At 33.9% G+C, this 15,549-nt stretch carries 9 protein-coding genes; all 9 read left to right on the forward strand.

The features are described from left to right. Positions 1-89: 89 nt before the first annotated feature. The 9 genes from HM986_RS08395 to HM986_RS08435 all read left to right on the forward strand — a co-directional run bounded on the left by HM986_RS08395 (position 90) and on the right by HM986_RS08435 (position 15,534). Positions 90-719: an NAD(P)H-dependent oxidoreductase gene (locus HM986_RS08395; protein ID WP_179334634.1), complete on the forward strand. Its 630-nt coding sequence runs from the start codon at positions 90-92 to the stop codon at positions 717-719. A 79-nt stretch (positions 720-798) separates the two neighbouring features. Beyond that, entirely contained in the window at positions 799-1,992 is a 1,194-nt protein-coding gene (locus HM986_RS08400; RefSeq protein ID WP_179334635.1) for a DegT/DnrJ/EryC1/StrS family aminotransferase, read from the forward strand. Between the two features lie 255 nt (positions 1,993-2,247). Then, the gene (locus HM986_RS08405) at positions 2,248-5,187 is read left to right on the forward strand and encodes a tetratricopeptide repeat protein (protein WP_179334636.1); all 2,940 of its coding nucleotides are present in this window, start codon (positions 2,248-2,250) and stop codon (positions 5,185-5,187) included. Between the two features lie 68 nt (positions 5,188-5,255). Continuing rightward, positions 5,256-8,117 carry a response regulator gene (locus HM986_RS08410; RefSeq protein WP_179334637.1) on the forward strand — a complete coding sequence of 954 codons (2,862 nt, stop codon included), beginning with the start codon at positions 5,256-5,258 and terminating at the stop codon, positions 8,115-8,117. A gap of 519 nt (positions 8,118-8,636) precedes the next feature. Continuing rightward, positions 8,637-9,998, forward strand: coding sequence for a tail fiber domain-containing protein (locus HM986_RS08415; RefSeq protein ID WP_218841418.1), 1,362 nt, complete (start codon positions 8,637-8,639; stop codon positions 9,996-9,998). An 11-nt stretch (positions 9,999-10,009) separates the two neighbouring features. Further along, a complete protein-coding gene (locus HM986_RS08420) occupies positions 10,010-10,633 on the forward strand; it encodes a hypothetical protein (RefSeq protein ID WP_179334639.1) in 624 nt (207 codons plus the stop codon). Positions 10,634-10,655: 22 nt separating this feature from the next. Continuing rightward, a complete protein-coding gene (locus HM986_RS08425) occupies positions 10,656-12,236 on the forward strand; it encodes a GumC domain-containing protein (protein WP_179334640.1) in 1,581 nt (526 codons plus the stop codon). A gap of 9 nt (positions 12,237-12,245) precedes the next feature. Then, positions 12,246-13,979, forward strand: coding sequence for an OmpA family protein (locus HM986_RS08430; protein WP_179334641.1), 1,734 nt, complete (start codon positions 12,246-12,248; stop codon positions 13,977-13,979). 28 nt (positions 13,980-14,007) lie between these two features. Then, on the forward strand, positions 14,008-15,534 hold the full coding sequence (locus HM986_RS08435) for a DUF7452 domain-containing protein (RefSeq protein WP_179334642.1): 1,527 nt from the start codon (positions 14,008-14,010) through the stop codon (positions 15,532-15,534). Positions 15,535-15,549 lie beyond the last annotated feature (15 nt).

Here is a 15,549-nt window from a genome sequence, read left to right on the forward strand (position 1 = left end):
ATTCAGCTTTTTTATTTTAAAAGAGGAGTTGTTGTTTCAACACATTAATCCAGAGATATATTATGTATTTTTGAAAAAAATAAGAATAAATGTCCATCATAGAACAATTGAAATGGAGGTACGCAACCAAAAAATTTGATGCTACTAAAACACTTTCAAAGGAAAAGTTAGATACGCTAAAGGAAGCTTTCAATTTAACGGCGTTGTCATATGGTTTACAAACTTTAAAGTTAGTCATTGTTGAAGATAAAATAGCACGGGAACGGTTAGTTGAAGTTGCTTATGGCCAACGTCAAGTTGTAGACGCTTCTCATTTATTGGTCTTATGTATTCAAACTGAAATTGACAGTAAGGATGTTAATAATCATTTTGAAACGATAAAAGCGATACGCAACACACCAGATGCTATTCTTGAACCTTTTAAAGAACAAATGAAATCTACAATTGAAGGTATGCAAACCGACAAAAGGGTAGGTTGGGCAACACAGCAAGCTTATATTGCTTTAGGTAATTTAATAACGGTTTGTGCAGTTGAAGGTATCGATAGTTGTCCGATGGAAGGTTTTATACCTAAAGCATTAGATAAAAAATTAGAATTGGAAAAACACGGTTTAAACTCTGTATTATTGCTGCCTGTTGGGTATAGAGCTGATGACGATATGTTTGCCGATTTTAAAAAAGTAAGACAACCTATTTCAAAAACTGTTCTAGAATTATAATAGTTTTCACTGTAAGAAATATGTAAAATGATATCTTTGTTTTTCGACTGAAAAAACATAATAAAAATCAAAATTCACTATGCCAGGATTCGAGTTATTTAGCGATTTAGAACGCAAAGAAGTTAATGATGTTTTAGATAACGGAGTATTAATGCGCTATGGTTTTGATGGCATGCGAAAAGGCCATTGGAAAGCTAAAGAATTGGAAGCCGAATTGGCAACCACGTTTCAATCTAAGCACGTTCAACTCGTTTCTAGCGGAACAGCGGCAGTGTCCGTAGCCTTAGCCTCTGCAGGAGTTGGGGCAGGAGATGAAGTGATTATGCCAACGTTTACCTTTGTAGCAAGTTTTGAGGCTATTATTATGTTGGGAGCTATTCCTATTTTGGTTGATATCGATGATACCTTAACATTAGATCCTAAAGCTGTAGAAGCAGCAATAACTCCAAAGACAAAAGCCGTTATGGTCGTACAAATGTGCGGAAGTATGGGTAATATGGATGCTTTGCAAGACATTTGTAATGCGCATAATTTATTGTTTATAGAAGATGCCTGCCAAGCCATTGGTGGAAGCTATAAAGGAAAACCTTTGGGAAGCATTGCTGACCTAGGTTGTTTTTCATTCGATTTTGTAAAGACAATTACTTGTGGTGAAGGTGGAGCCGTAGTTACAAATAATAAAGAGTACTATATAAATGCTGACCATTATAGCGATCATGGTCACGATCATATCGGAAACGATAGAGGTGCAGAAACGCATCCGTTTTTAGGTTATAATTTTAGAATTTCAGAATTACATGCGGCTGTTGGCTTAGCACAAGTTAGACGTCTACCAGAGTTTATAGCCATTCAAAAACGTAATTATACCATTTTAAGAAATGCATTAGCAGATATACCAGGTGTAACATTTAGAACTGTTCCTGATGGAGGAGAAGAAAGTTATGCATTCTTGAACTTCTTTTTACCAGATGCTGAATCTTCACAAAAAGTGATTGAAGCTTTTAAAGTAGGTGGAGTAGATGCATGTTGGAATTACTACCAAAACAATTGGCACTACATTAAAGAATGGAATCATTTAAAAGATCAGAAATCTTTATTTCCAATTTCAAAAGAAGTCAGAGAAGGTTTAGAATATCTTCAAACAAAAACCTTTGAACAATCAGATCATTATATTGCTCGTAATATATCGTGTTTAATTAAATTGTCTTGGACGGAAGATGAAGTTAAAAAACGTGCTGAAATGATGGCAACACTTATAAAAGCGCATATTTAAATTTAAACATATTTTATTTCATTTCTATTTCTATGTGAGAAACTCTAACTTTAGATTTTCTTACACCCAAACATCTATTTTTTTAGATTAAAAATAGTCATCCACAAAAGCAGTGCAATAAGAGTTGTGTAGTTAATTATTGAAAATTATGATGCTTTTATAATACATGTAACAGTTTATGTTACAATAGTTGTAATGGTAATTGCTTAATTTCCATATCATTGTAGATATTTAAATACTAAGTTTTTTAAAAGTATGAAATATCTCAGATTCCTTTTAGTGTTCTTATTTAGTCATTATTCTTTTGCGCAAAAAGACCTTATGGTTAATGCGCTATCAGAAAGAGACTCTATTAGCTACATCAATTTAAAACAGCAATTTGCCAAGTACATTAATCCGAATCCAGATAGTTCCTTACTATATATATCAAAAATAAAGCAGTTTAGTTTAGAGAGAAATTATACTACCGGAATTGTTGAAGCCTCTTATTTTAAAGCCAATTATTTCAGAAGAATTCAGCAGTTAGATTCCGCTGTTTTCTATTTTGAAGAAGCGTCAAAATTGGCTAAAACATATAAATACCTTCGTGGAATTACGCTATCTCAGAATGGCTTATGCCGTATTTATTATTTTTTAGGACAAACAGAAAATGCTATAAATGCCTGTTCAGAATGTTTAGAGGTTGCCATAGAAATGAATGATTTACCAATTATTACAGATACATATACTGCCTTTGGGAATGTTTATAGTAGGCAGAATAATATGAAAATGGCCATTCATTATTATTTAAAAGCCGACTCTATTCATAGTGAAACTCCACAGCGACCAGATATCATTGCAGCGACGTATCAAAGTTTAGGAAGGATATATGAAGAATTAAAAGACTACGATACTGCTATTAAATATTTTAATAAAGCCAATGATGAATTTAAAAAGATTCCTGCAGATGTAATCTTTTATCTAAACACCACAGATCTACATTTGGGATCGGCTTATTATCACAAAGGAAACCTAGAATTGGCAGATAGTTTATTACAAAAGACTTATACGTATTTTAAACAGATAAAAGAAGAAGGTTCTGTGGCTCGAATTAGCACGTATTTGGGATTAATTCGATTAAAACAAGATGATTTAGACCAAGCAGAACAGTATTTAAAAGAAGGTTTTCAGTTACATAAAGATAAACTTTATAGCTATGAAACAGCTCTTGCTGCTCATGAACTTGGTAAACTCTACATTAGGAAAAATGAGCCAGAACAGGCTATTTATTACTTTAATCAATTACTGTTAAATTATAATGATGACGACAATACGTTATTACAACAAGAAACGTCAAAAAGTCTCTCTGAAGCGTATGCCTTAAATAAGGATTATACAAAAGCTTACGAGACTTTAGAACGGACTTATAACCTTAAAGATTCATTAAATAATATTCATACGCTTGCCTCTATTAGAGAAATTGATACCAAATATCAAACTGAAAAAAAAGAACAAGAAATTACCTTATTAAAATCTCAAAACGAAACAGAAGAACAACAAAATAAGAATCAAAGAAATTTACTTTTAAGTGGACTAGGTATTGTTTCTATTGCAGGATTATTTCTTTATGTGCTCTATTGTAATCGTAAAAAAACCAATATCAAATTAAAAGAAATCGATGCACTCAAATCTAATTTCTTTACTAATATTTCGCATGAGTTTCGTACTCCGTTAACATTAATAGCGATTCCTATTGACGATATGATTTCTGACGAAACGATATCAGATAAAAAACGTAACCAGTTTAGGGTTGCCAAGCAAAATTCAGAACGTCTTTTAGAACTGGTCAATCAATTATTAGATTTATCAAAAATCGATGAAGGCCATTTAAAGTTACATATTCAAATGGGTAATGTATTGCAACTTATTTCGGCTTTAAGTGAATCTTTTTCTTATTATGCAAAACAGAAAAATATTGAGTATAAAATTGATGTAGAACATAGCCTAGAAGCAGTATGGTATGATAAAGATGCAGTTGAGAAAATAACCATTAATTTGTTGTCTAATGCTTTAAAATACGCACCAGAGAATGGAACCGTTTCTTGTAAGGCCTATGTGGAAAATAATAGATTATTCCTAACGATTAAGAACTCTGGAAAAGGGTTAACACCATACGAATTAAAAAATATTTTTGAGCGTTTTTATCAAACCAACGAACAAAATCAAGGTTCAGGAATCGGATTATCTTTAGTTAAAGAATTGGTTGAGTTACATAATGGAACCATTAATGTACAAAGTATTCCAAATGAAGAAACCTCCTTTAGTCTTAGTATCTCAATTGATAAAAACAGCTTTAAAAAAGATATAATATTAGTGACATCAAATAATGAAGTTGAAAACACCATACCGTCGTACATTAGTCCTTCCATTGAAGAAGATGACGAATTTGAAGATAGTGATTTACCCATTTTATTAATTGTAGAAGACAATGACGACCTACGTAATTTACTAAAACAATCCTTTGAAAATAATTACAACGTTATTACAGCTCCTAACGGAAAAATAGGTGTCGAGTTAGCTTTAGAACATATTCCAGACCTTATTATTTCGGATATTATGATGCCAGAAAAAGATGGGATCACATTAACTGAAGACTTAAAAACCGATGAGCGTTCTGCACATATTCCAATTATACTATTGACGGCAAAAGCAGAAGCCGAAAGTCAATATAAAGGTATTGGTATTGGTGCTGACGATTATATCACCAAACCTTTTGATAAGAAATTACTAGCCCTTAAAGTTGAAAAACTAATTGAATCTAGGCGGCAATTGCAATTACGTTACAGTCAAGAATTAATATTACTACCAAAAGACATTGCCATTACCAATTTAGACGAAAAGTTTCTTGAAAAAGTACAAGTTACTTTAGATAAAAGTCTTGTTGATCCGTCTTTTAATGTCACAGAGTTTTCAGATGCCGTTGGTATGAGTCGTATGCAACTACATCGTAAAATAAAAGCCTTAACGGGTCTTTCGGCATCGGAGTTTATTCGTTCGCAACGACTAAAATTAGCTACGGAATTTTTAAAAACTTCTGATATTAATATGTCACAAGTTGGGTATTCTGTGGGTTTTAATGACCATTCTTATTTTGCAAAGTGCTTTAAAGAAGTTTACGATTGCAGTCCTACAGATTATGCTAATAAACATTCCTAGTTTAAAAAAATATTGCTGATAGATTGATATTGAGAATATTGACTTATATTTAATACCAATTGATAATTATGAACTTAAAGTACATTGTAATTTTCTTCATAATGCCATTGCTCTGTGTTGGGCAGAGTGAAAAGAAAATAGATGCTTTAAAAAAATACATAAGGACTTCCAAAACGTTTTCTGAAGAAGGTCAAATTGATAGTTCTTATCATTACGCTAAAATGAGTTATACTTTAGCGAAACAACTTCAAGCCGATACTTTACAATTACAAATCGTAGGTACCTTGAGCTACTATGAACCCGATTTAGACAAAGCATTGGTGTTTTTATCAGAATCGGAACCCATTGCTATAAAGCACAAACAATGGAAATATTTAGAGGGTATCTATAATGTAAGAGGCAGCCTGTTTTATCATAGAACTAAAGATGAACGCGCGCTAGTTCATTTTCTAAAATTAGACTCACTTTTAGAAAAGAGAAATGATGACATCTTTTTGGCAGCTATGAATAAAGTGAATATTATTAATATCCTATATGATTCGCGAACTGCAAATGATACTAGTTTTTTTGCTCAGATGAATAAAAATATCAAAGACGGACTTCATCTGGTTAATGAGGGTTTGAAGATTAGCAAGGACAGTCTTAAATTCTATAATGCGTATTATCTTAATGTCCCAGCTGCTATTCTGTATGAAAAAAAGGCCTATATCCATGTTCAACGAAAAGAACCTAAAAAGGCCATTGCTAATTATCAAAAGGCACTTTTAAATACAGGATATGTCGATTCTAAATTTACGGATAACCCACTTAGAAAATCTTTAATCTATAATGGACTAGCAAATCTATATGATAGAGAAAATCAAAACGATTCGGCCTTACACTATTATAAGAAGGAGTTAGTAGCTATTTTTAAAACTACAGATACATTAATGCAAGCCATATCTAATTATAAAATTGCAGAGTTTTATAATAATAACAACGATCCCAAACTAGCATTAATTCACCTAAACACCTCTCAGGCATTAATGGAGAGCGCTTATTTTATTCGTGAAGAACATCTATATAAGATACAAGAAATTCTGGCTAGTGTTTATTCTAATCATGGCGACTACAAAAAAGCTTTTGAAGCTTCAGAAAAGGCTAGGAATTATCTTATTAAAATTCAGACTGCGTTTAATAAAGAAAATGTGTCTGAGCTTGAAACCAAATATCAGACGGAAAAGAAGGAACAAGAAATAGCCCTGTTAAAATCTCAAAAAGAGATTGAAGAACAACACAATAAGAATCAAAAAAATATGTTTTTGGGAGGTATGAGTGTCCTTTCTATTGCGGGTTTGTTTCTGTTTTTTCTCTATCGAAATCGTCAACAAACAAATACTAAATTAAAAGAGTTAGATGTTTTAAAATCAAACTTCTTTACCAATATTTCACATGAGTTTCGTACACCGTTAACCTTAATATCTAATCCTATAGAGGATATATTGTCTGATGAAACAATTTCAGACAAAAAACGTCAACAATTTACAGTGGCAAAACAAAATTCTGAACGTCTTTTAGAACTTGTCAATCAATTATTGGATCTATCAAAAATTGATGAAGGCCATTTAAAATTACAATTACAACGCGGTAATGTACTTCAGTTTATTTCGGGTTTAAGTGAATCCTTTTCTTATGCTGCTAAACAAAAGAATATAACATATACAATTGCTATCGCACAAGCTGAAGAAGCTGTTTGGTTTGATAAAGACGTCATAGAAAAAATAACCATTAATTTATTGTCTAATGCTTTAAAATATACAACTACTAACGGTACAATTTTATGTAAAGCTTATATTGAAAATCATGATCTATTACTGAATGTTACCAATTCAGGTAGAGGTCTAACACCTTTTGAACTCAACAATATTTTTGAACGTTTTTACCAAACCAATGCACAAAATCATGGTTCCGGAATCGGTTTAGCTTTGGTAAAAGAACTTGTAGCCTTGCACCATGGTAAAATTGAAGTTAAGAGTGAAGTAGATAAAGAAACGTCCTTTGAAGTTCGTCTTTCTGTAGATAGAAAAAGCTTTAAAAATAATGTTATTATAGTAGCGTCTAATGCCAAGGTTGAAACAGAAATACCAGTTTACCTCAATCCAACAAATGAAGATAAAGACGCTATTATGGATAGTGACTTGCCTATCTTATTAATTGTTGAAGATAATGATGACTTAAGACATTTACTGATTCAAATTTTTGAAGAAGACTACAATATTATATGGGCTTCAAATGGAAAAATCGGAGTAGATTTAGCTTTAGAGCAGATACCAGATCTTATTATTTCTGATGTTATGATGCCAGAAAAAGATGGTGTTTCACTAACTGAAGATTTAAAAAATGATGAACGGACAGCCCACATTCCTATTATATTACTCACAGCTAAAGCAGGAGTCGAAAGTAAATTTAAAGGCATAGATAGTGGTGCAGATGATTATATTACCAAACCATTTAATAAAAAATTATTAGTACTTAAGGTTGAAAAATTAATTGAATCTAGACGACAATTACAATTACGCTATAGCCAAGAATTGGTGTTATTACCTAAAGACATTGCCATTACCAATCTAGATGAAAAATTTCTTAAAAAAGTAGAAACTGTTTTAGAGAAGCACCTTATTGAACCATCATTTAATGTTACAGATTTTTCAGATGGCGTTGGAATGAGCCGCATGCAGCTACATAGAAAATTAAAAGCTTTAACCGGACTTACAGCCTCCGAATTTATTCGTTCGCAACGTCTAAAACTTGCGGCCAAATTATTAAAGACGTCTGAGATTAATGTATCTCAAGTAGGCTATTCTGTAGGTTTTAATGACCATTCTTATTTTACAAAATGCTTTAAAGAAACTTATAACTGCACACCATCTGAGTTTGCAAAACGTAGTTAATTCTAACGTCACCTTAATCCATTTGAAGTCCTAACTTTTCATTTCATAAAATTACAGTATTCATTTCCATGATTTAGACTTGGTTCTTTCTCAATAGCTATTGGGATAAAAGCGACTCGTTCCGAGCTTGTCTAAGTAAGCGATCTTAATTCTTTTATCAAACAAATCCTAAAAAAATTCACTTTAAAACCTCTCGTGATCCTTGGTATTACTAGCATGTTACAATAGTCATAGCAATTGTTACATAAGTGATATCCTTCTCACATCTTACAATCTACATTTACTACATACTTCTTCCCTGCAGTAGTAATATCGTTCTAATGGTTAAAAAAGCAAACAGTATTAAAGGTGAAATAGATCACTTCCCTGAGTATCAAATTTACCTCAATGTTAACCATTTAGAAAAAGGTACATATACCTTAAAAATAACGCATAAAAACAAAGTTATAAAAACAACCACGTTTAAAAAATAGTATTATGAAATCACAGATTCTCAACTTCCAAAGAAAATATCTAAAAATGAGAAAGGTACTATTTGCAGTGCTTGCTATTTGTTTGATGTCAATTTCAAGTTATGCGCAAACGGGTTTTAATTATAAAGCACTAATAAAAGATACAAACGGGAACGTTTTAAGCAATCAAGAAATTGATATACGATTCACAATTCAAACGCTCGAAGGACCTGTTTTTATTGCTTCATATCAAGAACTTCATTTAACCACGACAGATAGTAATGGTATTGCAATTGTTACCATAGGTGAAGGTGAGATTATAACAGGAAGTTTTCCTGACAACTTTTGGCTTCCTAACATTACACTTAACACAGAAATAGATATAGAAAGAGATGGCACATTTGTAGATTTTGGTGAATCTAATTTCAAAAAAGTCCCAATGGCAACTCATGCCGATAATGTTTTTAGTGGAGATTATAACGATTTAATTAATCAACCGACAATTGTAGAACCATTTGGATTAGAGGCGATTGATGAAGGAAGTGGCATAGGTTGGCGATTAATAGGTCAAAATCCAGATAACTATGGCTCAGTAGGAAATGGTGCTGTCGATTTAAGTCAATCACCAAATAGTGCAACTAATGGCGCTACAGGTGAGTATTCTATAGCAATGGGGAATCAAACGGGTGCTTCAGGAGATAATTCGACTGCAATGGGTTTTGGTACAAGTGCATCAGGTGATAATTCTACTGCGCTAGGTAAGAACACTTTTGCTTCATCAGAAAATTCAGTAGCAATAGGTTGGTTAAATGTAGATGTGCCCGATGCGCTTTTCATGATTGGTAATGGATCTGCGGAAGGAGGATTTACGACTAGTAATGCTTTAACCGTTTTAAAAAATGGTAACGTGATTGCTGGTGGACCATTTACAATCGAAAACGCAACAGACGCTACATCTTTATGGCGACTAGAAACGCGACCTAATGGAGGCTTATCCATGTATAGAAATGGAAACTATCGTGGTTTTTTTAGTGAATTTACAGGTAATTATTCATCTATTTCTGATAGAAGTACCAAAAAAGATATCACAGCCATTGAAAACGGCACACTCAGTAAAGTGATGCAACTCAATCCTGTAAGTTACTTAATGAAGGACCAAACAGATACCAAGCGTAACTTAGGTTTAATCTCTCAAGAAGTACAGGAGATTTTCCCAAGTATCACCACTTATGTTGAAGAATCAGATTTAATTACGCTGTCTTATACAGAGTTGATTCCAATACTCATTAAAGCTTTGCAAGAGCAACAAGGTGTTATAAACACACAAAACTCTAAAATAGAAACATTGTCAACAGATAATTCAACTCTGGAAAATATGGTTAATAATCTTATTTCAAGAGTAGAAAAAATAGAAACCAATAACCAATAAAAATCAGCACTATGAAACTATACACATTATTAATAGTCTTTATTATCACTCTAATATCATGTAAAGAAAGCAATGAAACCAATTCATTAGAACAAAACAAAACAACTGAATCAGTAACTGCAAAGGTCGCAAATAAAGAAACACCAATTAAAAGTCAAACGATTAGCAATGGCACATTTCTTTGCAAAATTAACGACAAAGATTGGTCTTACACCAAAGCTTCAGGTATTGTAGATACACATGCAAAAACAAAAAAACGTACAGCAATAATGACGTTTACCAAGAAACTTGATAAAGGCTCAGAAAGTGTGCAGTTGTTTTACGATGCGGACACCTATCAGTTAGAAAAAGCTACAGCTATTCTAAAGACTCTAGAAAAAGGAGGTGGTACAATGAGTGCTATGTACCAATTACTTAATGAAGGTGGGAAGCGTATGCCAGATAGCGCAATTTCAGGGAGCATAGATTTATCTAATGCTACTGCAGCTTCAGGAACAGCTGAGGTTTCAAATATGAAAATCCGTTTTGAGGAAGGCAAATTAGAAGACCAATCTATGGCGGTAATATCTTTTACATCATTGAAATTTAGTGGTGTAGGTTACTCAGATCTCGATAAAGCATTTGGAAATAAATAATTAATAAAAAAACACCACCACTATGAAAACTACAATCACACTTGTCTTTGTTGCTTTTAGCTATTTAGGTTTTGCGCAACTTATAGATAATTTCGGTAAAATAATAACTCATGAAATTATATTGAATAAACAAGATGATGGTACTTATACAGGAGCAGTCGAATGGACAACTGGTGGCCTCGATTCTTTGCAACGGTTTGTAATTAATGATCTGAGTATTAAAGCACCAGTTATGGTTAGGATAGTTTCAAAAGCACCAAATTATAATATAGATCTTACATTTCATAAAAATAATTGGGATAGCGAGGAAGCTAAAATTTCTACCAACGGAAAGAAATTTGTGGATAAAATATTCAGGACTAAAAATTTGTTGGGTCTTGGTGTGAGTTCAGAGGTCGCTGGCATTCCCTATTTAATAAGCGTGAGGGTGGGTCTGCAATTTCCTTCTACCCAATCTATCATTCGTGTTACCGATGATAAAGAAGAATATACCAAGCATCTACGTGGTCTCGGTATTCAAGGAGACCTCTTTGGTGGCAATTCTACACAGAATACGTCACAAAGTACGGTTGCAACAACAGGAAGTTCTGATGAAAATAATACACTTTTGTACATTATTATAGGTCTCTTGTCAATTATAGCACTACTGTTTGGCATATTCCTTTTTAAGAAAAAGCCTAGAAGCAACGCACTATTATTAATGCTTTGTTTCGGTTTTTCACAATTGATGATGTCTCAAAGTCCAGCACCAAATAATGTGCCTATGGCTAATCAATCTGACGTTTTTTTGGATTATGCCAATAACAATGTGGCTAATCAAGTGCCGGTAATTTACGATGATCCTGGTTTGATTCCTGCCATGGATAGAGACGCCTATGTGTCAAACGATGGAGGTAAAACTTACGCGCTAATTAGATTAAGACCTAATCAAGGGGCAATTGAATTGTCTCCTGAAGATGCAGCAGAGGTCAATAGACAAATGCAAGAAGCTACCGATGATTTTAATCGAGATTTTAGGGATAATATGCCAGGAGAGGATACCGAAGGCGATCAAAGAACACTCCCCGTTGACCGAACTGCCGAAGAACTTGAACAATTAAGAAGGCAAGTACGAAGGCTCCAAGCGGCCGTTGAAAGATTGGAGGCAGAGAATGAAGATGGTGATGACGACGAAACTGAAAACAATCCAGGCAATGAAATTTTAATCTATTGTGAAATACGAGAAGAATGCCTCAATTGCATGAATAAACATTTGCAAGATTTTACGACCCATTACGCCTATTATATCCATTTACAAGACTATTATTTTTTTAAATCGACTGTGCTGAACGATTACATCACTTGGGGTAATAGTATGTCTAGTTTGCCTGGTGGAGGAGGAATTGGGTGGACGTCAACCTTATTGCATAAAGTAAGACCTGCCATGAAAAAAATGAAGAAAGCCTATGATAGTAGATTTGATGATTATATAGTATCAATGGAAAAAGATCTCAGCAATATAAAAAATTGTGCATCCAGTATGCAGCTTGCTAGTTCTGGTACTTATGAAGCACAAGTAGCACAGTTGATACAAGCGCTAAAAGCTGCAAGAATCTCAAAATAAACAAACGCTATGAAAAAACTAAGTCTTCTTTTACTATGTGTATTTGCCATCTATTCTTGTGGTAACAAATCAACTGATTCTAAAAATTCGAGTACTAGTAATAGTACTCCTTCAAATACGAGCACAGAATCTAAGACATCTGAAAGTGCAACTGATAATCCTTTCAAAGTCGCTACTAATTCCGAATTAAACGACCTGTTTAATATGGGGAAGGGTATGCTTGAAGCCTCAGAAAAAAAAGGTGAAGCAGATTTTCAATTAGATACCGAAACCATACTCGATATGTTAGAAGAAAGTGGAGTGTCTCGTGAGTCCATGGAAAAACTCATCAACAATCCGGATAGCCTTAAAGTACTTGCGCAACAGGCTATGAAAGAGCGGCTAGAAGCACAAAACAAAGAAGCCGAAGCCCTTACAAAAGGTGAAATTTCTAAAGAACAGTTGACTTCAAAAAATACACCTACAGGAGTTTCACTAGAAGAAGCTATTCTTCTAGTTCAAGCAGAATCTGGACCAGAAGCCACTTTAGAAAAATTAAAATTGATTGATTCGTTAGCTGGTACCAACATCATGTCGCAGTTAAATTTAAAAGAAGGACAGCAGGTATTAAATGATGTAGAACGAAAAAACGAAATTAAGTCAAGTCCAGAAGAAGAGGAAAAGATGGAGTCATTGCGTAAACTTTCCTCTCAAATGCACAGTGATAAAGAGGCTACAGAATTGTTAGCAGAACTAGATAAGACGGAAAAAGACATTGCTTCTGGAAAATTGAAAGCCAGTCCCAAATATCAACGCGCCATAGCGTATCGGAAAAAGACAGTTAAAACATATGGTAATCAGATTGTTCGTAAGGCAGCCGCAGCAAAGAAGAAATTTCAGCAACTCAACCCTGATTTATATTTTGGAGACGATGTTGGAACAACCTATATAAGTTCTCAGAAAACGGCGGTCTATCTACCTCTAGGAAAACTCTCGTTTGCCGATAAAGTGGTGAAGTTTAACCATCCGAAACTCTTGTCCCAAAAAGTTAATAGTGTGCTTGGTGAACCAGATGTGATTCAAGGTTATCTTCCAGAAGACCTAACAGGAGTTTACAGTTTAGGATTAGCAGGTACGTTAACAGTACAATTTGAAGACAATGCTCTAACCAATGTAAATGGTCCTGACTTATACATATTTGAAATTGGACAAATAGAACCAACCGATCTCGAAATTTCAAAAGACGGTAAAGATTGGATTAAAGTGGGTAAGATTGATGGAGGAACTGCTGAAGTAGATATAGGTCCTTTTGTAAAACAAGGAGACCTTTTCTACTACGTGCGGTTAAAAGATCTTAAAGCAGAAAGCGCACTTCCCGGAGCTGATGTGGATGCTATTGCTGCTATTGGTGCAGCTATACGTTTAAATTTAGATAGCCAAGTACTATTCGATTCTGGTAAAAGCGAATTAAAACCAAGTGGTATTGAAGCCTTAAAAGAATTGGTTAATAGCATCACGGTGCTCAAAAAAGGAAAGGTAATCGTAGAAGGCCACACCGATGATGTTGGTAGTGATGCAACCAATAATGCCTTGTCTTTAGCACGTGCTAAAAGTGTATCGCAAGCATTGAGACAATTAATACCCAGTACAGAATTTAGGTGGCAAGAAAAAGGCTATGGAGAATCTCAGCCTTTAGTAGAAAACGATTCAGACATAAACAGAACAAAAAACAGACGGGTAGAAATTTTGATAATGCCTAATTAAAAAAATCAACAACTAAATCCTTATAATCATGAAAACAGTAAACAATTACAGAATCACCTTAATAGTTTTGGTCTTTTCCATAAGAGTACTAACACCATCTCATGGGCAAGACGTACCATCTACTTTTAAGCATGTCGCAACCTCATCAAATATAAGTAACAATTACACCATAATAGATCATTTAAAAACAAACAGTAAACCGAACAGCTTACTATTTGTTGCTCATGATTATGGCAATGGTGGTCCGTATATAACTGCACCTCTTGGTGTATGGTATAGCAATAATAAGTGGATCATTTTCACACAAGATAGGTCAGCAATGCCTGTAGGAGCAAAGTTTAACGTGCTGACTCAAACATTAGCTGATAGCAACGCTTTTGTACATGCGTCCACAAGCGGATCAATTAGCGGTCATATCACCACAATTAATAATTCGGCAACCAATAATAAGCCAAATGCAAAACTTATAGTTACTCAAAATTGGGGAACAAGTGGACCTTATAATAATAACCCTATAGGTGTGTACTATGCCAATGGAAAGTGGAAGATATTCAATCAAAATAGAGTAGCTATGCCTGCAAATGCTAAGTTTAATGTTATAGTAGATCATCCTAGGGCCTTTCAACATACGGTCTCTAACAACTCTACAAGTCATATCTCAACATTAGATAATCCAAGCACCAACAACAGCCCTAATGCTTTCGTTTTTACCACGCAATTATGGACGAGCATTTATAATAATCATAATCAAGGACTATGGTACAGTGCCAACAAATGGAAAATTTATAATGAAGATAGAATGACTTTGCCTTCCTCGGCAAAATTTAATGTCATAGCTTTTAGTATAACGGATAATACACCAGAAACTGATACTTCAACAGCAATTACTATTCCTAAAACTGTGTTTACTGGCTTGGTCAATTCTTATTTGGGCAGCATGGAAATAAAACTTAATAATTATGGTAGAAGGCATCGCGACAGCGCTGGAGATATAAGTTGGTTTGCTGAAAATGAATCTTTTGTTCAACTCGGAGGGAATCGATTTAATTTTAATATTCCTGAATATACAAGAGGTGTAAGAGATAAAAAATATTACATGAATGATATGAGTCTCAATAATGCTATTACAAATTTTAATGGTGATGAATTACATATGATATTAACTTTTGAGGAAGATGGTCCAGAACTAAAGGGCATGTGTTCAAATTGTGCCAGGTTTAGGGAAGACAATGCAGCACCCGACTATCAACTTGAGGATAATCGTTGGGACGTGCATCTTAACGTTGTTCCGTTTAATGGAAGTTTAACCCTTGATGTTTTAGATGTTAGTTATTTAGGTGACGTAGATGGTGCTGTTTTTGGTGAGCTCTTTGAAGGTATTGTTCAGCAGACTGTCATTCCTATTATGGAAAGAGAGTTTAGAGATGCTTTTAATGATCAACGTTCAGAAATAGCAAGGCAAATTCGAACATTAGCGGATAATATTGGGTTTGATTTAGCGGGTGTAACACGCATTACATTCGAAGGAGGAACTATTGTACTTCATAACAATTGAAAAAAATTAGCATCA

Origin of the sequence: Winogradskyella costae (genome assembly GCF_013403865.1) — a bacterium.
Taxonomy (GTDB): Bacteria; Bacteroidota; Bacteroidia; order Flavobacteriales; family Flavobacteriaceae; genus Winogradskyella; species Winogradskyella costae.

Excerpts from the sequence above, each read along its gene's own strand:
- HM986_RS08415 (WP_218841418.1), top strand. The coding sequence starts at position 8,637 with ATGAGAAAGGTACTATTTGCAGTGCTTGCTATTTGTTTGATGTCAATT.
- HM986_RS08410 (WP_179334637.1), top strand. The coding sequence starts at position 5,256 with ATGAACTTAAAGTACATTGTAATTTTCTTCATAATGCCATTGCTCTGT.
- HM986_RS08430 (WP_179334641.1), top strand. The coding sequence starts at position 12,246 with ATGAAAAAACTAAGTCTTCTTTTACTATGTGTATTTGCCATCTATTCT.
- HM986_RS08435 (WP_179334642.1), top strand. The coding sequence starts at position 14,008 with ATGAAAACAGTAAACAATTACAGAATCACCTTAATAGTTTTGGTCTTT.
- HM986_RS08395 (WP_179334634.1), top strand. The coding sequence starts at position 90 with ATGTCCATCATAGAACAATTGAAATGGAGGTACGCAACCAAAAAATTT.
- HM986_RS08405 (WP_179334636.1), top strand. The coding sequence starts at position 2,248 with ATGAAATATCTCAGATTCCTTTTAGTGTTCTTATTTAGTCATTATTCT.
- HM986_RS08425 (WP_179334640.1), top strand. The coding sequence starts at position 10,656 with ATGAAAACTACAATCACACTTGTCTTTGTTGCTTTTAGCTATTTAGGT.
- HM986_RS08400 (WP_179334635.1), top strand. The coding sequence starts at position 799 with ATGCCAGGATTCGAGTTATTTAGCGATTTAGAACGCAAAGAAGTTAAT.
- HM986_RS08420 (WP_179334639.1), top strand. The coding sequence starts at position 10,010 with ATGAAACTATACACATTATTAATAGTCTTTATTATCACTCTAATATCA.